Here is a 21,533-nt window from a genome sequence, read left to right on the forward strand (position 1 = left end):
AGAAGCCATCGCATAGCGAACTGATCGACATTTTTCAGATATAAATAAAATTAAATTTAAACAAAAGGCAGTTGTTTTGAATTGGTACAAAAGAGTGGGGTTGTTAGAGACTCAGGGGACATATGGGCGCCACCACTTTTGCGTAATGTCACTTAAAACTTGAAGCCGATCCCTGGAGCTAGAGAGAATATGTTTGAAAATATCCAGATTTTCTCCTGCGTCAGGTTGCTTGTGGTTTCAAGCCGGACTGAAGTTGGTTGCCCGTTTCCTGCGTAATGGATCAGAATGTCGAAAGAGGGGACTGCACTCCAGCCATTGGCGTCTTCGGGTTCCATCGCCCAATAGGAAATCTTCACTGTGGATTCTTGGGTGACCAGGTGTCGAGTGTGAACTGTAAACGTGTTTTCGTCCGTAGGAAGTTGAAAATGGAACGACGACTCGCCGTTGTTGATGACAATGGCTTTCTTGTCGGCACTCAAGGTGACGGTGCATTTTTGATTTTTCCCTGGATTGGTTTCCAAATCCTTAGTGACGCAGTTTTCTTTGATGTCTTTGTTTTTAATCCAGCCGATGAGATCCTGTAGACCTTTGGTTCCGCTTTCTTCTGGAGGATTCATTCGCAGTGCGGAACCCACGACTCGTTCATCAAAGCCAAGCCCGATAAGATGCACAAGAATATCGTCAGATGTCTTTCCTGAATTAGAATTCATCAGCAAGTGTGTCGCTTCGCGGATTTTGGGATAGTCAGCGGCGGTCAGGGCCGAGTACAGGGATTTTGGTTTGGCGGTTGTTTTGGTTGAGCAGACTTGAGGCTCCGGGAAAAGATCCTTCAGGCGTTTGCAGTAAGCCTCTTTGTAGGGTGCGAAATCTTCCGGATTCTTATCGCCGATTTGGCGAACTTTGGACAGCACAAAGAGGTCCATGATCGTTTCGTGGAAAATCAGATAAGCTTGAGTTTCCGGTGACAGGGTGTTGAAGGCGGCGGAATCGATCCAGATTTCTCCTTCACTCTGAAAGGCATACTGTTCATAGTCATTTGCCCGGAACTCCATCCCCATTTTTTCGGCATCAATACGATTAAGTTTCTGGGGCACAAAAATCCAGGTCTTCTTTTGGAGCACATTAAGTAAAGACGGGTTGAATGAAGTGGTTCTTTCCAGAACTTTGCTGATTTCCGTTTTCCAGATGCCAAGGGTTTCAAGTTTGGTGATGTACTGCTCGTACATTTTAGAGTTAAAGCCCGTGCCACCACCGCCGTCGCCGGTGTTTCCGCCCCCGCCACTGGTTGCGGTTGTGGGCCCGGAGCTGGTGTGCTCATTGGGTTGACAGGCGACGATAAATGTCATGAAGCCACAAAGAAGCCAGGGGGCCAGGCTCAATAAGAATCTGTTTCGCGGTGCTTGCATGGTCATATTCGACTCCTGCCATCTTTAGGAGCAAGTGCCATGCCTCATCAAAGGTCCCGAAATCTCAGTCTGAGACAAGAACAAGGTCCTGATTTTTTGCTGGAAAACCGAAAAAACAGGTCGGGCTTCGTTTACCGTTAGTAAACTAAAGGCATGCTGGATATCTACAACTACGACGACTACAGGCTTTTCTTTAAGGATGTTCTTCAGTCTCAAGAGCGGGTTGATAAGAAGTACCGCGGGCGACTGGTTGAAGCCATGCGTATCAGCACTTCGTTGTTCTCACAGATCCTGAAAGGTGAAAAGAATCTTTCTCCCGAGCAGGGGCTTGAGGCCGCCGCCTTTTTCGGCTTTGGCGATAAAGAAACCGATATGTTTATGCTGATGATCGAGCTGGGACGGGCGGGCTCGGTTAAGTTGCAATCGCGCCTCAAAAGTAAGATCCAGGTGCTGCAGTCCGAGGCTAAATCCATCAGTGCTCGAGTTCCAAAGGATGTTGTTCTGAGTGATGTGGATAAAGCCACCTATTATTCGTCGTGGCTTTATACCGGTGTCAGAAATCTGTTGCCCACCCCTGCCGGAAAAGAACTAAAAACCATCGCCGAAAAACTGAGTGTGCCCTTGGAAAAAGTGGACACAGCCATTCAGTTTTTGATCGAAGTGGGTTTGTGTGAAAGAAAGAACGGGCAGCTTTATTATAAGCAGGGATTTACTCACCTGGATTCCACTCACCCGATGATTTTAAGACATCACCAGAACTGGCGTCAGAGAGCCATTTCAAAGATGGATTTTTACAAAGACCCCCATGTGCATTATACAAGCCCCATGTCCTTGTCGGCCGCAGGGGCCGAGAAGATCCGGGACTATCTGCGTGCAAACATTAAGGAAATCATCAATCTGTCGCGCGAGGGAAGCCCCGAGGTCGGCTATTGCCTTAATATCGACTGGTACGAATACTGACTTTACCAAAAGTAAACTGAATCCCGGCCATTTTAACCAACCGGACTTCGCGGAACTCCGCCCGCTTCTGTAAAAAGCTTCTCATGCGAAATGAATCGTAGGAGGAGTTATCATGAAGTTTTCCAAACTGATCTTCTTGTTGTTGGTTCTGGCCCAGGTACAAGCCCACTCAAGGTCTTTGTGTCTGAGCGACCGATACCAAACAAATTGGACGTCCGAAACTCTGGCCGAACAACTGCCATCCCTGAAGGAGCGTGCCAAGGCAGCAAAGCCCTTGTGGGTTCGTCTTCAAGGCGAGGATCTTCTGATCAAAGAAGACACACTTCTGGTGCTGCCTGAAAATCTGTCTCAGTCTCCGGCAAGAATCGGCAGACTGGCTGTTCAAAACAAGGCGATGATTTTCTATGCGCAAAATGTGCGTCTGGTTGTTGGCGAGGTGATGAAATCCTCGCGTGTGCAATTGTTGGATGTGGCGGCACTGAATCTTTCCGCTGAAATCGATCACGCCAACCAGATGGTTTCCCTGACTGAACTAAAGAACAATCCCGATCAAGCGGAGCCGTTTAAAAGGTGCAATCTGATGGCCTGTGCAGGTCTTGCCGCAGCCAGTGGAAGTCATGGCGGTGCGGGGGGCAATGGCCGCGATGCTGGCGGGAAAATAAAGTGGGGAATTCCCCAATCCACGCCCAGCTCTGATGGTGGTGCCGGAGCATCCGGAGGGACCGGGGCCAATGGTCGCAACGGCGACAATGGAGCTCCGGGTGTTGCGGGACTCAATGCTCACAAACTTTTTATGCAGTTTGAAAGTGTGGACCTCTGCAGTGGGGTGGAAATCGTTGCCAGTGGAGGTGCTGGTTTAAACGGCCTCAAAGGTCTTAATGCTCAGGATGGTGGGCAGGGTGGCAATGGTGGCAAAGGCGGTCGTGGTGGCGGTGCCAAGTATGATCGCAAGGCCAGTCGCGGTGGTCGTGGTGGCAATGGGGGCGCTGGTGGCAACGGAGGCAACGGCGGCTTTGGCGGTGATGGCGGCAAAGGTGGTGACGGCGGCCTGGTGGTCGTCGTGGTGAAACCGCGTTTTCTGGATATGGTGAAAGTGAACGACAACATCAATGTTCTGGTGGCAGGTGGCAAAGGCGGACCAGGTGGCGCCAAGGGGCTGGCAGGCAAAGGTGGGCGTGGCGGTCTGGCTGGCGAAGGCGGTGACGGAGGCGATGGATCGATCTTCAAACACGGGGGCAACTCGGGTCTTGCCGGAAGTGCGGGGCAGCCAGGTCAAGATGGTCACGATGGTCAAGAGGGCCGTCCTGGTGTCGAGGGACGCGAGGGACTTGTGACCAAGGCGGAAATTTATATCTCAAACGATGTCTCTATCGAAAGCTTTCAATTTTAGTGAGGAAAATGACTATGAAAAATTCTTTCAAAAAACTAATCCCTTTGGCTGCGGCTGTGACATTTGCAATTCCTGCCTGGGCCCGGATTCTGGGCGATCCTACAGAAAAAACCCGCGTACTGCTTGAAGAACAAAAATTTCTTTGCGGTCAGGATGAGACTCTGGTGATTAACGGCGATGTGGAATTCACCCGCAAGAATGAGGACCTTCGCAAAGAACCTTTGAATGTTGATTTGATCTGCAAGCGAATTGAATTCAAAAACGGCGGACGGATTCTGACTCAATCAAATTTGCAGATCGTCGCTGATTCTGTCGCAGGCTTTTTGAATGTGGAAAGCATTCGGGGAGTCAAAGGACAGCAGGGCGCCTTTGCCGCTGCGGTTCTGGAGCTTGCCAATGATGGTTCTGCCGGGGTTCGGGGTGGAAATGGAAGGGGCGGGACCCTGACGGATTCCCCAGAGGATGGGGGCCGTGGGCAAAATGGCTATAACGGCATGGACGGCCGTGATGGGAACAATGGAGCTCCGGGGGAACCTGGTGGTCATGCCTCGGATCTCGTGCTGAAAATCAACAGAATCGAAGGCACGGTCGGATTCCGCCTACGTGCTGTCGGGGGCGAGGGTGGCACTGGCGGCAAAGGTGGCCGGGGACAGCAGGGTGGTAATGGTGGTGTCGGCGGCGAAGGCGGTCGTGGGGGTCATCAGAAGTACGCCATCTGGAATCGCTCGGGCGATGGCGGAGACGGTGGCGATGGTGGACACGGCGGTAACGGTGGTAATGGCGGTGCTGGGGGTGACGGGGGACGTGGTGGTAACGGCGGGAAGATTGCTTTGTATGTTGCTGAAGTCTTCAACACGCTGGAGCTGACCGGGGATGAGTTCGACAATCGCGGAGGCCCAGGAGGTCAGCCAGGTATGGGAGGCGAAGGTGGTATGGGTGGCAAAGGCGGTGACGGCGGTAAAGGCGGGTCCTCCGGGGCGGCTCTGGTGACCACACGTTGCGAGATTCCACCTTGTGAAGGCGATAACGGTCGTCAGGGTAAAAGAGGCCTTGATGGTAAGCCCGGACTGGCGGGTCCGCAAGGACGCCTGGGACAGGACGGCTTGGCCGGGGTCAAAATTCTTGATCCCAAATTCAAATTTGTGAAATCGGTTCCCGACGACTACTTCGACAAGCTGCCGGAGCTGGGAACGGAAAAGAATTTAAAAATACTCAGACTGAAACTTCCATAAGGGACAGGTGAAGTTATGAAAAAAATTATTTTGGTGATGTTGTTGGTGTCGGTGCAAACGTTTGCGCAAACCATCAGTTACAGTGAAAATGGTTCTTTGCGGCTGGGGGCTGGGGTGGATATGGACCACCCTGATAAAGCCAAGGCCAATTGTGTTAAAAACACCGATCGAGAATGGTTGGATGGAAATACTCCTGTTTCAACAACATTTGATCTTAGTATGATTGAGACCTCCAGTGAGCTGGAACGAAAAATGAATTTTGATACTCAACTGAATGCGGCGGGAACAATCAAGGCTGTGAACATCGACAGTCAGAATTCCTATCGTGTGATTCATAAGTTCCTTGAAAACAAGAACAGTCTGAACTTCGCGCTGACGGCGGAATTTTCCTACGGGCGAAAGGGCCTCACAGAAGAATCCCTGAAGCCCGAATATCAATCCTTGTTGGATAGTGGCAGGTGGGCGGAGGTCATGAGAAGGTGCGGCACTCACTTTGTGTCAGAAGAGATTCATCGTTCGAAGGTGGTCGTACTGATCCATGTGAAGAATTCCCGCACCGAAGATGTCAAAGAAAAGATCCTGGATCTAAAGAATAAACTGAAAGTTCCTAAACTGAACTTCGGTGCAGATATCAATGTTCAGTACAAAGAATTCATCCGCAAGCTGGACAAGATTGGTTCGGTTGAAGTGAAGGTGGTTTCTGTCGGTGGACAGGGTGCGGAGGCCCTGGGCATCTTTGCCAACGAAATCGTGGTGGATGATCTGCAAAGTATTAAGAACGCGGCCGAAAAATACTTCAGAAGTTTTACAATCGAGAACTCTCCGGTGTTTGCCTATGTGGTAAAACCCCTGGACATTTTTGAAGGGGCAGAAAACATCCGTCCAAGGCAGAAAAAGTGGCAGCAACTTAAGCTCATGGCGGACTGGATTCTTGAGCACGATGAACTGCTGACAGAAATAAGAAGTCTGCAAACCCGGGTCAGCCCAGCTCTTTATGCCGCGTACTTTGCACCGAAGGCGGCGAATCTTGAAGCGAAGATCCATGAGGTCCGATTCCGGGCCGAAGAGTGTCTTGAACGCTACCATTGTGACAGTCTTCCTGTCTTGGCACCGTTTTCTGTTCATGTCCCATCACGTGCTGTCAGTGCGGCTTCTTTGCAGACGCAGTGTGGGTATCTGCCGGTGAAGAACTCAGCAATGCAAATTCTCAGCGACATTCGTGTGGGGCTGGATGTTGATTTGATGTACTCAAAGGACATCGAAAATATCGAATTGTTGCGCCTGGATCAAAATGGCGAGTTTCAAAGCGCAAACTATGGAAAAAATGAAGAACTGACGATCTCGAACAATTTTCTGGAGTCGGAAGTGGGGCGTGTAAGAAGGTATCAGTCCGTGAATGAGTTTTCTGCAAATCATGTGCTTTCGGACCGGGCGATCCTGTCGGTGCAGGATAGTGTGGGAAGGGCCCAGGAAATGTTCAATGCGGCTTTTAGTTCCATCTACATCCTGAAGATCAGATACAAACAAGGCCAGGATCTAACGCAGATATTGGGCGCTCCTCCCATGAAAGACTGCAGCGTGTCCAGGTAGCAGCCGACCGCGGGAGAATGCGAGAGACAGGGGCCCCGCAGACATCTGTGGGCCCGTCCAAATTTTAATATCTCCAGTCAGCGCACTGAGGGTGGAAGAAGATAACGTAACCCTCGCGGTCCTGATAAACTTCTCCAGATTCTGCGGGGCGAAGAACGAAGGACCCATTCTGGACATCCAGCAGGGCCTTTTCACCAAAGAGGCGTCTGTTTTGTTTCAGCACACCCAGTTCCTGGCCTTCGTAACCTAACAGCTGGGCAATCGCGGTTGAGGCATTTTTGGTCATGACAAGACTTTTACCGTTCACAATGATTTGAGGTTGACGAAAAGTATGAGCCGTCACGATTTTGGATTCATCACCGTAGGCCGGGGTTGAGCGGATCTCCAGCGTGGCCTGGAAAACAGCGACAGAACCATCAGCCAGTTGGATCTCTTTGTTGATAGCTCCTGCAGCGGGCAGTTGACTGCAATCAGTGGCCGCCGCCCAAGACGAGGTCGCGGAAAAAATAAGTGCCAGAACGATCAGTTTCTTCATGGATTTACTCCTTGTAATAAAGTTCGCAGACCTTAACAGCGAACCTTGTGCCGAGTTGGGGAGGCTTTAGCTGTGAGAATAGGAGGCACTCCCTGTCCAAGAATTCGACAAGGGCCCATGTAGGGCCTTACACGTGATCTGACTTTTGGTCCGATTCTATGTGCTGGGTCTTGAGGAGGACCTGCCTTAAAGCTCGACATAATTTTGATCTTTGCCGCTGAGGCCGAATGTTTTAAAGCGAGAATCGCATGAATGTGTGCCCGTCACTGAGAGATTTAATCCCGCTTCATAGAAAATTTTGTCAAAATGGTTGCAGGAGATTTCTCATGGATCAAAGAGCGGCACCAGTTCTGTGTGCTATTGATGACTGTATTGAAAAATTCACCGCAGACCGAAAGCAGAACATTTCCCCTTTTATTGAAAAACACTTCACTGTTTCTGAAACGTTGCAGATACAGAAAAGGCACTTGCCTCTGGATCTTGTTCTGAGTCCGGTCAATGCCCTGTGGTCGATTCCTTATTTGTTGATAAAGAAGACCGTTGAAACCTCAGACAAACTGGGTTGGCCGGCATTGAATCCGATTATGGATATCCTTCCTGCCAGTTTTAAAACGGGCTATCAAAAAGACATCGAAAAGCTGATCGCCACGGAGCTGATTGGTGAAGGTATTCTGATGGACTATATTCATAAGGATCCGCTGTTAGGGCCGATGGTGGCCTCAGGATCGGTGCAGTTGGATCAGCGTAGGATCCGAACTGAAGTGCTTAAAGAGGTAGAAAAGTACACTTCCAGTCAGGCCATGATCAGTGATATCTGCAGCTCTCTTTTGACAGTGGCTGTAGGGTGGATCTATTTTGGGGACAAGTCCCTGGGGATTATGGGGTTGGGCAGTCGATTTGCCCGTAAGATGGCGCGGGAACAAGCGTCTTCGAATTTTTTCCTGGGTGAAAAGGTGGGTTCAGTCTTTTACGGAGTGTTTCCTCCGGCACCAACCAACACACAGATCGTGCTGGCAACTTTTGCGGTCGGGGCGTTGTTGACGGTGTGCAGTTTGTTCGTCAGTGTCATGATCGATCCCGCTCGTAAGCGGTTTGGATTGCATGAAAAGAAGCTTCATACGCTTGTTGATAATCTGGAAGAAAAGCTTTTTCTTTCTTTAAAGAAAGATCTAAAGAGTCATCTTCGACAGCCGGCTGCCATGAAGCAGGCGAGTTAATTCTAGCTAAACGACCATGCGCCTCACGCTGCAAATTTTGCCGCAAATCCCACTTGCGAATACCATGTTTTGGAACAGCTAAGACTTTAAAATGCCACGGTCCTAGCTAATATAAAGGGATGAATGAAGATTTCAAAAAACGCTTTCTGATCGATGAAAATCTTTTAGGCTTGGTTCGGCGCTTAAGAATGATGGGGCTTGACTCGATGACAGCTCCAGGCAGCACCGATGAGGACCTCATCGCCTTGGCTCGCGTAACACAGAGGACAATCTTGACAAAAGATAAAGGTCTCTTCGAAAGATGCACCTCTGTGCCGTGCTACCTTGTGCAGAGTTCCCGCCCACAAGACCAACTTGCTGAAGTTCTCAACGCTCTCTCACTTCGGGAAGTCATAGATCCCTTCACACGATGCTTTCTGTGCAACTCTTTGATTGAAGAGGTTGCCAAAGCACAACTTCAGGGGAGAGTCGACGACAAGACTCTAAGGATTTTTGAAAAGTTCTATCTCTGCCCCATATGTCAAAAAATTTATTGGGAAGGGTCTCATTACGACAGTATGAGAGCCAAGGTGGATGCCATCCAAGCGGAGCTTTCCGCAAAAAATTCACAGGATCGGTAGTTTGTTCGCTGTTGAGTTCAGTCGGTTTGTAATCGTCAATCGTCCATAAGACCCGCGACCAATTGAAGGTCGCGGGTTTGGTTATAAATAATATTTTCTTGACTAGAATGAACTCAGCGTCAGATCTGCCAAAGAGTCAATTGTCCAGGTAAACGATGCTCCTAGGGTCACGTTGTTTGGCGCAGCGATGTTACCACACCCAGCACTCGTGTTGTTGGTGGCAAGACTGATACACTCACTGCTACCAGAGGCAATAGCCGTAGTGTTGTCCAGAGTGGCGTCACCCTGATCAAAGATATAGTGGACCTTGACCAGCCCTGTAGAGGCATTTCCCTGCAAACCGAAGGCGGAGCCTTCATCATTGCCGGCACTGTTATCCTGGTTTCTGAACAGGAAGAGATCATAGTTGGTCTCATCCTGGGTCTTGAACTGGACCGCCGCTTTTTCAGTGTAAGTGCTGCCTGTATAACTCATATAAAAATCAAGGAACCCATCTTGCGCCGTTGTATCCCGCAGGAAATAGAGTTCCATGTCGCGGGCTCCATCTTCCTCCGCCGCCGTCAAGCGCACGTAGCCGGAACTGAACCCCGCGCTTTCGCAGTTGAACTCTGTTTTTAGCATCGGCACGGAATTCACGGCGATACTCACGGACTTGCTGTAGCTTCCACCCCCATGTGAACCATGGTGGGCCGGAATGGATTTGCCAGGAGTGCCGAAGCTAATGGTGAAGGTCTCGGCCCCCTCTGTGGCTGAGGTGGAGCCACTGCTCGGAATAGAAGCGCAATCAGTGTACCCCATCTGATAAAGGGCCCCGCCAATTCCCTGAGATCCCATGAGCTGTTTGATCACTCCAACGAGCCCTTCAGGTCCCGGCCCATTCGGAATGGAGTAATCCGCCGTCGGGCCCACCACCATAAAATATAGGAAGCGGATGAAATCAGCACGACCACCAACAGTTCCCAGATTCATAGTACTTGGATCCAGCACGGTTGCAGCCATAGCCTTTTGCACCTGTAATACGCTGTTTTCAGTTGCACGCAAACGGCCGGCGACAGAGTACCCGGAAAAATCTGACTTCATCGATAAAGTTATTGGCAAAGACAAGGCTGCCAGACTTAGAAAAGCTAACTTTCTCATAGACACCTCATCCTAAAGGCAGGAGCTTTCGCCGCATTTAACATCGACCACAGGCAGAGGACTGCCAACCACTTTGACGGGTTCGTCGATTTTCTCCGCGCAACTGACCAACCCGCTAAATAACATTGCTGCCAGTGCCAATCGTAGATAACTCATTCTTCCTCCTGAATTGTTGTAAGGACCCATAACTAGTCGGAACTCGCCCATTCGGGCTAAAGACAAAAGTGGTGAATTGTTCTGAATGTGATTTGATTCAACGATTCGCGTTTAGATTTATTGCAGAAAAGAAAGTATCGACATTTAAAAGAGATTATTTTGAGACAAAAGAGTTTCCTGCTTTTGCAGAAAAGTTCTTTCAAGAACACCGAAGTGCAGGCCCCATAGGCGCGTTCCTGAAAAGATGAACCCAGAAGAGTCGTAGGTCTCCTAAAGGTTCACAATTGTTCTAAATCCGCCATAGGACATTTTCTTGACGTCAAACGGCATCATTTCAGGTCCCATCTTGGCAAGACGGGGATCAGCCATGACTTTCTTGTTCACCTGATCGCGATGGGCTTTGGATTTATATACAATCCACGAAAACACCACAGTTTCACCGGGTTTAAGTTTCGCAAGCTTTGGAAAGGGAAGGCCAAAATTTTTAACCAGGTCATCGCCGATGCACTCCACATATTGAAGAGCGCCATATTCCAACCAGATTTTTCCGGCTTTCGTGGCGATTTTCTTGTAGGCCGGGACACTTTTTTTGGGTATGGGAATGACAAATCCATCGACATAGCGGGGCATCTGGAGCTCCTTTTTTGGTTCGTTACGAAAGTATTATCATTTTTCTTTCAAAGGCCCACAACATTTTTCTGCTAACGAGGGCTGCAGGCTTGCAAGGTGTCCTTTGACAACAACAGGCGTGGTCACAGCATAACGTACTTTTTATTGGTAATCGGATGAGCGGGGAGTACTATGACTGTGGTGCTCCATGATAAACAAAAAAGGTCTTTTTTATCTTATTTTTGCCTTCGATTTAAATCAGGGCGTCGTTGTCTCTGGGCTTACGTTAAAAATTGCCACGCATGACGAACTTCATAATTCGCCCCCGTATATTGAGACAATGAATTATGCTCAAGAGGCGTTAAAACAATTGAATATACAAGTGGAATACGTGTCATTGCCTTTGGCTCGAGGAGCTCTGATGGCAAATCAAGGCCTTCTGGATGGAGAACTGGTTCGCAGTCATCTTGTCCAAGGGGAGTATGAGAATCTCATTGAGACATCAGAGCCCATACTTATTTCTCTCTATGGTGTTGTACATTTAGACGGAAAAGAGATTGATAGACAAAAGATCCGCAATATGAAAGGTGTGATACCTTTAAATGTAGGTGGGGTTGAGAAGTTTATTAAAGAGCTGGAATTACAGTTGGTGGGAGTACCATCGATGGAGCGAGCTCTGGACATGGTCATCTCGAAACGAGCGGACTATGCTATTTTAGAGGGACGCGTTTTTGATAGTCTGAAAAAGGACAGTCGTTACTCAAGTTTGAAGTTTAACAAGGGTATTTCCGTGGCGAACCCTTTATACTTTCGTCTAAATAAAAAGTATCAGATGATTTTGCCTAAGGTTGAGTCTGCTTTCAAAAAGGAAAAACGATTGAATCATAAAAAGTATCCTCTGATTGAAGACTACTTTAGGTACTAGAGGCTCCAGACATGGAACTTCCTGTCCTAAAAGACGAGGTTCATATTCACGGGTTCCTCATTTTGTACCGCGAGAACATCGTCGGCAAATTGGGATACTTCCTTCCAATCAGTGTATTCATAGTCCCGGGTCCAATCCGTGTCAGCGCCCGCTCGCTTCGCGATGTTGTGCATGATTCTTTTTGTGAACCATCCGTAGCGCGAATAATTCAGAGCTCCGGCAAAGATCACCCACTTTTTTGGCAGCCAATTTGTCTTGCGGAAGAAGCCTTGCACGATTTTGGCTTCACTTCTTTGGACTTCCTGGTCCTTCTGCATAACTCCCAAACAAACTGAAAAGAACGCCGTTGGTTTGATGTTTAAAGCATCTGAATGATGTTTTACCCATTTGCTTAAAGCCCGAGGATAGCCATTGGCATAGACGGGGCCCCCAACAATGACGGTTTGATAGGGCGACAGGTCTGTGCTTTTGGCATGAGCCTCCAGAAGGTCCACGCTGTGTCCACGAGATTTTATTTTATCCGCAATGAAGCGAGAGATTTTTTCTGTTTGACCGTATTTCGACTCGTAAACGATGAGTATGTGTGCCATAAAATCCCCCTTCCAAATTGGGTGAAATCAGCGGCTCCAGGTCTTCCTTTTTAGAATATTCAACCCAGCCCCTGGCGACCAGAAAGGGGTTTGCGTATTTTAACAGGATTGTCGGATGAAATACGGGCCGACACGCATAAATGTGGATCTTGGACTCGTTCTGTGGGGCTCATTTAATCCACACACTGATTTTCTGCATCCACCGCGACTTGTTTTAAGTTTTTTCCCACGCAGGATTCGGCGTCCCCATCATCAGCCCACTGAGCATCCCGAAAAGCCCCGCTTGAGGAATCGTAAATGATAGTCATAGGCTTATCCCCATGCGGAGAAGAATAAGCAATCGAATTAGACAGTCCCTTTAAATTATCACCAGCCCAAGAAAGCACCGCGACGCCACCCCAGCGCGTTTTACAATATATTCTTTCTTTCGCCCAAGGGCGATCGGCGTAGATGGCAGCTGCACATCTACGTTTGGGATTGGAGTTGGTTGGCTGATTGGTCCCCGGAACTTGCACAGTTGTAGATCCGCCGCCGGCCTGGCAAGAAATGATTTTTTGTGTGGCGGGGTCCACGTTGAAGCCGATTGGAATGACACGAGTAAGGGTTGAGGCTCCGGTGACGGCTCCGGTCTTGCGATATGTAACCGCAATTTCTCCAATCAGATAGTCATTTGATATAGAAGAGATATCATTGCCTGCAGCATCTTTCTTAGGTCGAACTTCGATTGAAGAAACGACGGTTCCGTTGCAGGCCCCCGCATTCTGAGGCAGCTGACAGTCGGCGTCCGTCAGGGATTTAACTAAAGATACGCTTCCTCCACTAGCCTGAGGAATTCTTAGATCCGTCAACGAGAAGGAACCTTTGATCTCAGTGACCGTGCGGGAGGGGAGCGGATTTCCAGCGGCATCCAGCAGCAAGGCTTGTTCACAGGCCTCCTTCTTTGACATCGACAACTGAATTAAGTTTGTAATCTGCTCGGCTTCGACTGCTTGGGTTATGGATCTGTTTGTCTTAAAGGCGCCTGCGAAAACATCAGCCAAACTCAAAGCGATCAGGGTCGTCAGCCCGAGCCCCATCAGAACCATGATCAGGGTGTTTCCATCGGACTGCTGAAGTAGTTTCCACTGGCGATTTTTCATAGTCTAGGTTTCGGCACCTTTTAAGGTGGCCTGAATGCCGCATCTTTTTTTTGCGTTCGCAAAGACAATTGAACTACTGGGATGAGCTGTTGTCTCATTATAAGACTTTGGACTTTGTGGGGCTGTCGGGGATTTTTGCAGAAGATCAGACTTTATCGAAGTTCTCTTGTCAAAGGACTTGGCGAATTTCTAGGCAAATGCTGCCACAATCTTTTCAAAGGATGGGGCAGTCACTTATGGCAATTGAAAATCATGAGCTATCAAACGATGAGACTTTGTACTGGCAAAACCGTTTAAAGCAGCGAAGGGACAGCTTTCTTCAGGCCGGGGACTTTCTGAAAAAACACACACTAAAGGATTTGTCTTTGGCAGAGGCGGGCGACATCTCCAAAATAAGCATCCACCCGGCGGACCTGGCAGGGCCCGAGCAAGAGGCGGAAACCTTGGACTCTCTGCTTGAGAAGAACCTTAAAGGCATTCAGGAAATTGAGAATGCCCTGGAGAGGCTTGAGCGGGGCGCCTTTGGAATCTGCCAGAGTTGTGGAGAGAAAATTCCTGCTTCCCGCCTTGAGGCCATCCCTGAGGCTCGTTACTGTCTGACCTGTCAAAAGGATATGGAGGATATGAAGCGGGTTACGCAAGGGCGGATGCAAACAGCCAGAGCCGCGACCTCAAGTACTGTTAAATCTTTCAATGCTGTTTTGGTTGCCGAAGTCATGCAGGACAGTCCTGAGGCGATTCGGCCTGAAGAGGGCCTCGATGTCGCCAGTCAATTGATGTTTGAAAACAATATCAGACATCTGCCCGTCGTGGACAAGCGGGGTGATATTCAAGGGGTCATTTCAGACCGCGATTTGCTGTGTGTTTTTTTGACGGATCGTTCCTGGATCACCGAGGAAGACGTGAAGAAGTCCTGGAGTCATCAGCGAGTTTCTAGCATCATGACCAAAACACCTGAAACAGCAACACCCGAAATGACCTTGCAAGAGGCGGGAACGATACTGCTGGATAATAAGATCAGTTGTCTGCCTGTAGTTGAAGGAAGTCATTTGGTGGGAATTATCACTGACACCGACTTTGTTAAATTTGTCAGTCGGTAGACTGGTGCCGGATATGATTGCAAAGGACAGTGTCTACATTGTTTCGTTTCAAGATCTCGGTATTGGCGATGTCCCCCTTGTCGGAGGCAAGAATGCCTCCCTCGGTGAGATGATTCGCAAACTTTCCGGGGAGGGCATTCGTGTTCCGACGGGCTTTGCTATCACTGCCGAGGCTTATCGACATTTCATCAGATCCAACGGTCTGGATCGAAAAATTCATGATCTTCTGAAGGACCTTGATGTTAGCGATATCGCAAGTCTTCAGACGAAAGGCGCTCTGATCAGAAGTGCGATCTTGCAGGCTGAAATTCCCCAGGATTTGGCTGAAGTGATTCGTCAGCATTACAAACTTCTGTTGGAGAACCTGCAACGACCTCGGGCCGTGGCAGTTCGAAGCAGCGCTACCTCGGAAGATCTTCCCGAATCCAGTTTTGCTGGCCAGCAGGAAACATTTTTGAATGTACAAGGGGAGGAATCTGTTCTGCAGGCCTGTAGAAAATCTTACGCGTCGTTGTTCACAGACCGGGCGATCTCATATCGCACGGAAAAGGGGTTCGATCACTTTCAAGTGGCTCTTTCCATAGGAGTTCAGCTGATGGTTCGGTCGGACCTTGGGGCTGCCGGCGTGATCTTTTCCATCGACACGGAAACGGGGTTTAAGGATGTTGTGATGATCAACTCTTCCTGGGGTCTGGGGGAAAGTGTTGTTCAGGGAGCTGTCAATCCGGATGAGTTCGTGGTTTTCAAGCCAACTTTGCAGCAGGGCTATCGGCCTATTTTGCGACGAACTCTGGGGAGCAAAGAAACCAAGATCATCTATGAAAGTAGCGGGGGTGGCGTCAGAAAGTTGTCTGTGGCGGAGACGGACCGTATCCGTTATTCATTGTCCGACGCTGATGTACTAACTCTTGCCGAATGGGCCTGCAAAATTGAAAGACTTTATTCGGAAAAATATGGGCGATACACGCCGATGGACATCGAGTGGGCCAAGGACGGATTGACAGGGGATCTGTATGTGGTTCAGGCTCGCCCGGAAACCGTACATTCCCAAAAAGAACAGCAGACTTTGGATATTTATCACTTGGACCGGCCCGGCAGTCCTTTGGTGAAAGGCCGAAGTGTCGGATCTAAGATCGCTCATGGGGTCGCCCGGATTATTGCAGACATCTCTCACCTGCGGGATGTTCAGCCCGGTGATATTCTGGTAACTGATCGAACTGATCCCGATTGGGAGCCTGCGATGAAAAAGGTTTCGGCCATTGTCACGAATCGGGGGGGAAGGACCTGCCATGCCGCCATCGTCAGTCGTGAACTGAGAGTCCCCGCAGTCATTGGAACGTTGGATGGGACTTCTAAAATATCCACCGGCCAGAAGCTGACCGTAAGCTGTGCCGAGGGAGAGGAGGGACACGTCTATGAAGGACACCTGCCGTATTCAGTTGAACAGATAAACCTGCAGGTTCTTCCTGCAACTCAGACCAAGATCATGATGAATGTTTCCAATCCCGACGAAGCCCTTCGCCTGTCGATGCTACCCAACGACGGAGTCGGTTTGGCGCGGCTGGAGTTTATTATTGGCAGCCAGATCCGCGTTCACCCCCTGGCACTGCTCGAGTATGAACGACTGCAGGATCACAGCTTGCGGTCTGAAATTCACAGGCTGACCGCCGGCTACCGAAGTAAATCTGACTTTTTCGTCGACAAGCTTGCCGAAGGGGTGGGGATGATCGCGGCGGCGTTTTATCCCAAAGACGTCATTGTTCGATTCAGTGATTTTAAGACCAATGAGTATGCAAACCTTCTGGGTGGGTCTTTTTTTGAACCCAAGGAAGAAAATCCCATGCTCGGTTTTCGTGGAGCCTCCCGCTATTATGACCCCAGGTACAGAAAGGGCTTTGCACTGGAATGTGCGGCAATAAGGTTGGTGCGCGAAACCATGGGCCTACGTAACGTGAAGGTGATGATCCCTTTTTGTCGAACAGTGGAAGAAGCTAAAAAGGTGATTGCTGAGCTTGAGTTGAATGGGCTGCACCAAGGGGATCAGGGGCTTGAGATTTATGTGATGTGTGAGATCCCCAGTAATGTTCTGTTGGCAGAAGAGTTTGCGCAGATCTTTGATGGTTTTTCCATCGGATCGAATGATCTGACTCAGCTTATTTTGGGGGTCGATCGGGAATCAGAGCTTGTGGCATCTGCGTTTGATGAAAGAAATCCTGCTGTCAAAAAAATGATTTAGCATGTGATCCGTGTGGCTCGGGCCAAGGGCCGCAAGATTGGAATTTGTGGGCAGGCCCCAAGTGACTATCCAGAGTTTGCGGCTTTCTTGGTCGAGCAGGGGATCGACAGTATATCTTTAAGTCCGGATGCGATTTTAAAAACCTTGAGTTCCATTTCCCAAATAGAAGAGTCACGCCCTGTCGGCTCACCAGTTTCTGAAGGGAAAAGCGATCTTTTTGGTAATATTTGAGCACTTCCTTTCAAAATTTGTCACTTTAGGCTGTATCTCGATAAAAACGCGATAACTTATCGATATCTCATCTCAAGTGGTCTTAGTTCTGACCACTATTTAAACAAACGACCTTCGTCAGCTCAAAATAAATGGAAATTTGGACTGGTACGAGAATGGCAGACGAGATTGACATTAGAAATGTGTGAAAACAGGGTTCTGTGATGCTGGAGGACAGTCAACTCGGGCATGCAGAGTCAAAAGTAAACCTAAAAAAAAGGAAAGCAAGGCTATGAAATTCTATATCGTAACACTGGCAACGCTATTATCTGTTACGACCTCTTTTGCCAGTACACTCAGCTGTAAAACACCGATGCAGGCATTTAAACTGATCAAAGAAAACAACTCGGTCATGTTAGTGATGAATGATAATGCAAACAACAATCCCGACAAAGTAATTTTGAGAGGTAAAGTTTCAAGCATCGTTCAAGAGGGTGAAGAGACAGTATTCTTCTATAATCCATGGAACATTGAAATCAGAATCAGTAACCTTGACAAACCCAGTGATATTTATAGCGGGACAATCGATTACCACATTCCAGTCAGAGGCAATGAGAAGATTGCTATCAACTGTGTGAACGTACGCTAGTTATAGATTCGTTAATGACCTTTTAGCCCTCAAGAACTGCCAAGTTTTTGAGGGCATTCGCTTTTATTTCACAAGAAATCTTGTTTCGATCCATCAGTCTCAGATTTAAATTATATCGGGTGTCTGCTTCTTTGACATACAAGGATGTCAGAGATTCAAAGCGTCACCGCAACTCTGTGGAATCATTGTCTTGGTTCCGAGCCACAGTGTTCTATTGAAACAAAAACACCGTTTTTCATGCAACGAAGTGAGCAGACATTACAGCGCTGATATATAGGCATCATAGTTATACAATTTTAGTACGATGAACTTCTGGGCGATTTAGCCAAGTTAAACACATGACGGCCAACTTGTTTTAGACTTCACTCAAAGAAGGGATGCACCGATATTGCATAGTGTATGTAAAGCTATGTTTGATTGCGGGGAGGGCGAATGCAGCTTTTAAAAGGTCGCTGGATGCTTATATTGGCAAGTGGTTTGATGGTGGTTTCTTTCCAGAACTGCGCCAAAATCGGACATAATGCAGTTGAATTCCAGGGGGAGTCTCTGGATCTTCCCTCCGAGGTGGTGATGCCTTCCGAACAGCTGGTGGTAGACTCTGATAATGCTCAGCCAGGAGCAGGGACAGGGGCTCCAGACAAAGAGCCTCCGGCAATGAGCGGAGGTGAGATCGCCGAGATTGTGGCGCTTTGCCAGGACAGCGAACGAGCTTCTGGATACAGTGAAAGTCAGACGATGCATTTGGTGCAGGAAAAATTAGACTCCATTGTCGGAAAAGTGTCTTCACTTTCTCTGGTCCACAGCCGCGTGGTTCTGCGGGCTGCGGACGAGGTCGCAGCGATCGATGATTCTCAATTGGTTCACAGTGACCTTGTACTTTGTGGGTTCTCAAAGATCAGAAAAATTCGATCCACCCAAAGCCGCATATTTGTTGTGGGTGGCTCAGTCCAGGATGCGGTACTGGTGCAAAGCTCCCTGGTTCTGATCAATGCGGAACTTAAGAATCACAGTGGAGTCAGCAGCACCGTCAAAAAAGTATCACCTTGAGACTTTTAATTTTTCAATGCCCCAGCCTCGATCCAATCAAGAAGCAGATTCAATTCAGCGGAGCTCAACTGAGGCCGCGGACGAGGCGGCATCGACCCATCACGAGCCTCGCGATACACGGGGCTGTTGGTGGGTTTAGTCAGCGACACGGCCTTTTTAACAGAGGTGTAGGTGTCAAAAGCATATCCTCCCTTGGCATTTCCTTGGCGGTGGCAACCCGCGCACTTGGGTCCAAGAATTTCAGTCGAAATATATTTAAACGTGGGCTCCGGTCCAGCCACCGGTGGTGTCGGTGGCGTTGTTGTCGGAGGTGTCACTTCCGGTGGGGTGACTGGTGGTGGAGTCACGACTGGAGTCTGTGCTTTGTTTGCCAGAATCCACTGGCGCAGAGTCTCTATGTCATTGGCCGACAAAGCCTGATCCGGTGGCATGGCTTGGGACTGGATGACGGTAAAGAGTCTTGATTTATCGGGACTTTGTGGAACCAGCAAACGGGCAGACACAAGATGATTAACGTCGGTGATGTCGGAAACTCCCCCAGCATTGGCACCATTGTCGTGGCAGGAAGAGCAGTTGGTGGAGATAATCTTTAACGCCGCCTCCTGTAAGCTGGGGTCCGCGCTGGCGGTGTCCCATTGTGGCGTGTTGGAATCTGCAGTGTCAGGGTCTAATCCGACCAGACTCATCGGATAGCTGCAGCCGAGCATTGAAAGAATGAATGTGAAGGCAGTAAGCTTTTTGTACATGGGAGTTTCCTTGGTTGGACAACATTCTACAAAAGAGCAAGAGCCACGCCAGTCTAGAAAGAATTGGCTCGGTCGCCAGTTTCATAAAATGATCAAGAAAGCCATGTTGTCGAGGATGTTTGCAATTGCTGAGTAATTTGTCTTCAAGCTTTTGAAGCAGGTCTCGGGATTGGTCAGCTAAAAACTAAGTTTCTTTTAATATGATATCCCCGGAGACGGCAAGACAGAAGCGTCCCCGGCCAGACGAGACGATGGAGACCTCTGAGCACTTTTTTTCCAGACGCTTGCGCAGCAGGATCAGGCGGGTTTCCAGGTTGTCTTTGACTTCCGGAAGCTGCAGCCACGGATCCAGTCGCAGTTCGCGATTTGTAAATTCAGTTTTCCCCTGTGTTTTGTAAATATTCAGAATCTTCCAAAGAATCCGGGCGGGCACATTGCGAATCAGGTACTCGCCATTGAGAAGAATGCAGTCCTCTTTGTGGAAGTAGTTGAAAATTAATTTCTCCTCCGACGTTCGCACACGCGGAGGTTTGGCTTCTCTGGACGGCTTGGCGATGTCGAAGTCGTGACTTATTTGCAAGCTGTTCATAGCTAGCGCCAGGACATGACTTAATGTTTTAAGGATGCTCTCATCACTGTCGCGGACCTCAAAAATCCTTTCGCTTTCCGCAAACAAAACGCCCAGAAGTTCGCCTCGGAAAACAATCGGCACCGCCATCTGGCACTGGGAATTCTTCAGTCCCGGCAAAGGGATGACATTTAAAAGGGGACTTTCGTTGTCCGAGGATCTGACATAAAGCAGTTCGCGTGTCAGGGAGGCGTGCACAAAGGGCACCTTCAGTTCTGCCGCGCGCCCGATGACGCCCTCGCCGAAGCGGACTTCTGATCCGACACCGGACTCATCGTAGCCTCTTGTGGCGATCGTCAGAAGGCGGGAATCACTTTGTGGAACCAGAATCATGGAATGACGAAGTCCAAAATCCAGATCCATGGCTTGCAGAATGGAGTCGAAAAGCTCCTCCAGATTCTGCGCTTCGCTGACTCTTTCGCAAACTTTTTGAAGGGACTCAAAGCTCATCTGGGCGGTACGGGTGCCGACCCCAAGCGGTCGTTCGCTCATGGAGACAGATTCGCACTGCACGACTTCATAACTGATCACGTCGAGCACCTCAATGGCCTGCAAATGGAACAGATGGGATTTTCCGGAGTGGTCGGCAATGGCCGCCAGGCGCTTGGACATTTGATCAAACACCGGGCCCGAGGTTTCTGTATGACTGTACTTAGACTGAATTTCATAGGCCAGAAACGAATCGGGATCATAGACTCGGATGGCGCAGTGAGGATTCTCGACTAGGTTGCTTTTGGTCTTGTTAAAGAACTGAGCCGTCAGGGCAATTTGCTTATCATTTAGTAAATGCACCTGGCTTAAGTACGCTATGTTAGGGATACCCTCCTTAGAAACCGTCATGATGGTTGAGGGGATGATTCCTAAAAAAGCATTTTTATAAGATGAAAGAGCCATTACAGAGGAGCTCCAGCGTGTTGCCCCGGAGTGCTTAAAAACAGATGAGTGATTTCGAGATCCATTGCTATGGCGGGAAAACTGACCATGCGGCGCATGGCATCGTTAGGCACTCCGGCAAGATCTGTTTGCTCCATAAATAGTTCGCGATAGCGTTCCAGGATAATACGATCGCGAGAATCGGCGTCACGGTGGGAGAGGTAGTTTCCTTTAATCTGCAGGGTTTTGTAAGTCGATGGCAAAGATGCCACGACCGCAATCTTTTTTGTTTCTTGAATAAGGGGAAGAACTCGATGGGCCGAGTCCTTTTGAATATAAAAAGTCACTGTCTTTCGATCGATACCAACAACGGCACCGACACATCGGGCTCCCTTTGGAAAAAGGTCCGCAGTGCAACAACACAGGGTCATTGCGACGCCGCTTTCTAAAAACTCAGCCCATGTTTGATTTAACATAAGATGGTTATAGCAAATTAGGATTTATTTCAGAAGTACTTAGTAAAAATTTAGGAAACTGG

Annotated in this window: 20 protein-coding genes and 1 pseudogene; 11 read left to right on the forward strand and 10 right to left on the reverse strand. The window is 48.9% G+C overall.

The features are described from left to right. Positions 1-152 precede the first annotated feature (152 nt). A complete protein-coding gene (locus ACZ50P_RS05950) occupies positions 153-1,412 on the reverse strand; it encodes a hypothetical protein (RefSeq protein WP_464134247.1) in 1,260 nt (419 codons plus the stop codon). 147 nt (positions 1,413-1,559) lie between these two features. Between ACZ50P_RS05950 and ACZ50P_RS05955 the strand changes: the two genes are divergently transcribed. The 4 genes from ACZ50P_RS05955 (at position 1,560) to ACZ50P_RS05970 (ending at position 6,578) form a co-directional block, all read left to right on the forward strand. Beyond that, on the forward strand, positions 1,560-2,366 hold the full coding sequence (locus tag ACZ50P_RS05955) for a TIGR02147 family protein (RefSeq protein WP_464134248.1): 807 nt from the start codon (positions 1,560-1,562) through the stop codon (positions 2,364-2,366). Between the two features lie 112 nt (positions 2,367-2,478). Beyond that, positions 2,479-3,756, forward strand: coding sequence for a collagen-like triple helix repeat-containing protein (locus tag ACZ50P_RS05960; RefSeq protein WP_464134250.1), 1,278 nt, complete (start codon positions 2,479-2,481; stop codon positions 3,754-3,756). A gap of 14 nt (positions 3,757-3,770) precedes the next feature. Next, on the forward strand, positions 3,771-4,988 hold the full coding sequence (locus ACZ50P_RS05965; protein ID WP_464134252.1) for a hypothetical protein: 1,218 nt from the start codon (positions 3,771-3,773) through the stop codon (positions 4,986-4,988). Positions 4,989-5,003: 15 nt separating this feature from the next. Beyond that, positions 5,004-6,578, forward strand: coding sequence for a hypothetical protein (locus ACZ50P_RS05970; RefSeq protein ID WP_464134254.1), 1,575 nt, complete (start codon positions 5,004-5,006; stop codon positions 6,576-6,578). Between the two features lie 64 nt (positions 6,579-6,642). On the opposite strand, the gene ACZ50P_RS05975 is transcribed toward ACZ50P_RS05970, so the two are convergent. Continuing rightward, positions 6,643-7,113 (reverse strand): hypothetical protein, encoded by a 471-nt coding sequence (locus ACZ50P_RS05975; RefSeq protein WP_464134255.1) that lies wholly within the window; start codon positions 7,111-7,113, stop codon positions 6,643-6,645. Positions 7,114-7,439: 326 nt separating this feature from the next. Between ACZ50P_RS05975 and ACZ50P_RS05980 the strand changes: the two genes are divergently transcribed. After that, positions 7,440-8,330, forward strand: coding sequence for a DUF6635 family protein (locus ACZ50P_RS05980; protein ID WP_464134258.1), 891 nt, complete (start codon positions 7,440-7,442; stop codon positions 8,328-8,330). 119 nt (positions 8,331-8,449) lie between these two features. Then, positions 8,450-8,950 (forward strand): Mut7-C RNAse domain-containing protein, encoded by a 501-nt coding sequence (locus tag ACZ50P_RS05985; protein WP_464134260.1) that lies wholly within the window; start codon positions 8,450-8,452, stop codon positions 8,948-8,950. A 102-nt stretch (positions 8,951-9,052) separates the two neighbouring features. Here ACZ50P_RS05985 and ACZ50P_RS05990 read toward each other — a convergent pair whose 3' ends face one another. The 3 genes from ACZ50P_RS05990 to ACZ50P_RS06000 all read right to left on the reverse strand — a co-directional run bounded on the left by ACZ50P_RS05990 (position 9,053) and on the right by ACZ50P_RS06000 (position 10,873). After that, a complete protein-coding gene (locus ACZ50P_RS05990; RefSeq protein WP_464134262.1) occupies positions 9,053-10,087 on the reverse strand; it encodes a hypothetical protein in 1,035 nt (344 codons plus the stop codon). Positions 10,088-10,099: 12 nt separating this feature from the next. Further along, the gene (locus tag ACZ50P_RS05995) at positions 10,100-10,243 is read right to left on the reverse strand and encodes a hypothetical protein (protein ID WP_464117594.1); all 144 of its coding nucleotides are present in this window, start codon (positions 10,241-10,243) and stop codon (positions 10,100-10,102) included. 270 nt (positions 10,244-10,513) lie between these two features. Further along, the gene (locus ACZ50P_RS06000) at positions 10,514-10,873 is read right to left on the reverse strand and encodes a DUF1428 domain-containing protein (protein ID WP_464134264.1); all 360 of its coding nucleotides are present in this window, start codon (positions 10,871-10,873) and stop codon (positions 10,514-10,516) included. Between the two features lie 187 nt (positions 10,874-11,060). Here ACZ50P_RS06000 and ACZ50P_RS06005 point away from each other — a divergent pair, with 187 nt between their 5' ends. Further along, complete coding sequence (locus ACZ50P_RS06005; RefSeq protein ID WP_464117592.1) at positions 11,061-11,777, forward strand: hypothetical protein; 717 nt, start codon at positions 11,061-11,063, stop codon at positions 11,775-11,777. 26 nt (positions 11,778-11,803) lie between these two features. Here the strand turns inward: ACZ50P_RS06005 and ACZ50P_RS06010 are convergent, their stop codons facing one another. Together ACZ50P_RS06010 and ACZ50P_RS06015 are read right to left on the reverse strand one after the other, a co-directional pair. Continuing rightward, positions 11,804-12,367: a flavodoxin domain-containing protein gene (locus tag ACZ50P_RS06010; protein WP_464134265.1), complete on the reverse strand. Its 564-nt coding sequence runs from the start codon at positions 12,365-12,367 to the stop codon at positions 11,804-11,806. A 173-nt stretch (positions 12,368-12,540) separates the two neighbouring features. Continuing rightward, positions 12,541-13,506: a hypothetical protein gene (locus tag ACZ50P_RS06015; protein ID WP_464134268.1), complete on the reverse strand. Its 966-nt coding sequence runs from the start codon at positions 13,504-13,506 to the stop codon at positions 12,541-12,543. A gap of 236 nt (positions 13,507-13,742) precedes the next feature. Between ACZ50P_RS06015 and ACZ50P_RS06020 the strand changes: the two genes are divergently transcribed. The 4 genes and pseudogenes from ACZ50P_RS06020 (at position 13,743) to ACZ50P_RS06035 (ending at position 18,748) form a co-directional block, all read left to right on the forward strand. Further along, the gene (locus ACZ50P_RS06020) at positions 13,743-14,606 is read left to right on the forward strand and encodes a CBS domain-containing protein (protein WP_464134271.1); all 864 of its coding nucleotides are present in this window, start codon (positions 13,743-13,745) and stop codon (positions 14,604-14,606) included. A gap of 13 nt (positions 14,607-14,619) precedes the next feature. Further along, positions 14,620-17,073 (forward strand): annotated as a pseudogene (gene ppsA, locus ACZ50P_RS06025) (phosphoenolpyruvate synthase). Positions 17,074-17,344: 271 nt separating this feature from the next. After that, positions 17,345-17,701: a hypothetical protein gene (locus tag ACZ50P_RS06030; RefSeq protein ID WP_464117588.1), complete on the forward strand. Its 357-nt coding sequence runs from the start codon at positions 17,345-17,347 to the stop codon at positions 17,699-17,701. Positions 17,702-18,133: 432 nt separating this feature from the next. Beyond that, positions 18,134-18,748: a hypothetical protein gene (locus ACZ50P_RS06035; RefSeq protein ID WP_464134274.1), complete on the forward strand. Its 615-nt coding sequence runs from the start codon at positions 18,134-18,136 to the stop codon at positions 18,746-18,748. 5 nt (positions 18,749-18,753) lie between these two features. Here ACZ50P_RS06035 and ACZ50P_RS06040 read toward each other — a convergent pair whose 3' ends face one another. The 3 genes from ACZ50P_RS06040 to ACZ50P_RS06050 all read right to left on the reverse strand — a co-directional run bounded on the left by ACZ50P_RS06040 (position 18,754) and on the right by ACZ50P_RS06050 (position 21,471). After that, positions 18,754-19,494, reverse strand: a complete 741-nt coding sequence (locus ACZ50P_RS06040) for a c-type cytochrome domain-containing protein (RefSeq protein WP_464134275.1) — start codon at positions 19,492-19,494, stop codon at positions 18,754-18,756. 184 nt (positions 19,495-19,678) lie between these two features. Beyond that, complete coding sequence (locus tag ACZ50P_RS06045) at positions 19,679-21,016, reverse strand: GAF domain-containing protein (protein WP_464134278.1); 1,338 nt, start codon at positions 21,014-21,016, stop codon at positions 19,679-19,681. Continuing rightward, the gene (locus ACZ50P_RS06050) at positions 21,016-21,471 is read right to left on the reverse strand and encodes a pyridoxamine 5'-phosphate oxidase family protein (protein ID WP_464134280.1); all 456 of its coding nucleotides are present in this window, start codon (positions 21,469-21,471) and stop codon (positions 21,016-21,018) included. The genes ACZ50P_RS06045 and ACZ50P_RS06050 overlap by 1 nt, the downstream gene beginning before the upstream one ends. Between the last annotated feature and the right edge of the window lie 62 nt (positions 21,472-21,533).

It is taken from the genome of Bdellovibrio sp. CKG001, from assembly GCF_055397465.1.

Bases quoted from the DNA above. Each gene is read 5' to 3' on its own strand.
- ACZ50P_RS06020 (WP_464134271.1), top strand. From the start codon at position 13,743: ATGGCAATTGAAAATCATGAGCTATCAAACGATGAGACTTTGTACTGG.
- ACZ50P_RS05985 (WP_464134260.1), top strand. From the start codon at position 8,450: ATGAATGAAGATTTCAAAAAACGCTTTCTGATCGATGAAAATCTTTTA.
- ACZ50P_RS06000 (WP_464134264.1), bottom strand. From the start codon at position 10,873: ATGCCCCGCTATGTCGATGGATTTGTCATTCCCATACCCAAAAAAAGT.
- ACZ50P_RS06015 (WP_464134268.1), bottom strand. From the start codon at position 13,506: ATGAAAAATCGCCAGTGGAAACTACTTCAGCAGTCCGATGGAAACACC.
- ACZ50P_RS06035 (WP_464134274.1), top strand. From the start codon at position 18,134: ATGCAGCTTTTAAAAGGTCGCTGGATGCTTATATTGGCAAGTGGTTTG.
- ACZ50P_RS06045 (WP_464134278.1), bottom strand. From the start codon at position 21,016: ATGGCTCTTTCATCTTATAAAAATGCTTTTTTAGGAATCATCCCCTCA.
- ACZ50P_RS05970 (WP_464134254.1), top strand. From the start codon at position 5,004: ATGAAAAAAATTATTTTGGTGATGTTGTTGGTGTCGGTGCAAACGTTT.
- ACZ50P_RS05950 (WP_464134247.1), bottom strand. From the start codon at position 1,412: ATGACCATGCAAGCACCGCGAAACAGATTCTTATTGAGCCTGGCCCCC.
- ACZ50P_RS05960 (WP_464134250.1), top strand. From the start codon at position 2,479: ATGAAGTTTTCCAAACTGATCTTCTTGTTGTTGGTTCTGGCCCAGGTA.
- ACZ50P_RS05995 (WP_464117594.1), bottom strand. From the start codon at position 10,243: ATGAGTTATCTACGATTGGCACTGGCAGCAATGTTATTTAGCGGGTTG.
- ACZ50P_RS06005 (WP_464117592.1), top strand. From the start codon at position 11,061: ATGATAAACAAAAAAGGTCTTTTTTATCTTATTTTTGCCTTCGATTTA.
- ACZ50P_RS05980 (WP_464134258.1), top strand. From the start codon at position 7,440: ATGGATCAAAGAGCGGCACCAGTTCTGTGTGCTATTGATGACTGTATT.
- ACZ50P_RS05990 (WP_464134262.1), bottom strand. From the start codon at position 10,087: ATGAGAAAGTTAGCTTTTCTAAGTCTGGCAGCCTTGTCTTTGCCAATA.
- ACZ50P_RS05955 (WP_464134248.1), top strand. From the start codon at position 1,560: ATGCTGGATATCTACAACTACGACGACTACAGGCTTTTCTTTAAGGAT.
- ACZ50P_RS06050 (WP_464134280.1), bottom strand. From the start codon at position 21,471: ATGTTAAATCAAACATGGGCTGAGTTTTTAGAAAGCGGCGTCGCAATG.
- ACZ50P_RS06040 (WP_464134275.1), bottom strand. From the start codon at position 19,494: ATGTACAAAAAGCTTACTGCCTTCACATTCATTCTTTCAATGCTCGGC.
- ACZ50P_RS06010 (WP_464134265.1), bottom strand. From the start codon at position 12,367: ATGGCACACATACTCATCGTTTACGAGTCGAAATACGGTCAAACAGAA.
- ACZ50P_RS06030 (WP_464117588.1), top strand. From the start codon at position 17,345: ATGAAATTCTATATCGTAACACTGGCAACGCTATTATCTGTTACGACC.
- ACZ50P_RS05965 (WP_464134252.1), top strand. From the start codon at position 3,771: ATGAAAAATTCTTTCAAAAAACTAATCCCTTTGGCTGCGGCTGTGACA.
- ACZ50P_RS05975 (WP_464134255.1), bottom strand. From the start codon at position 7,113: ATGAAGAAACTGATCGTTCTGGCACTTATTTTTTCCGCGACCTCGTCT.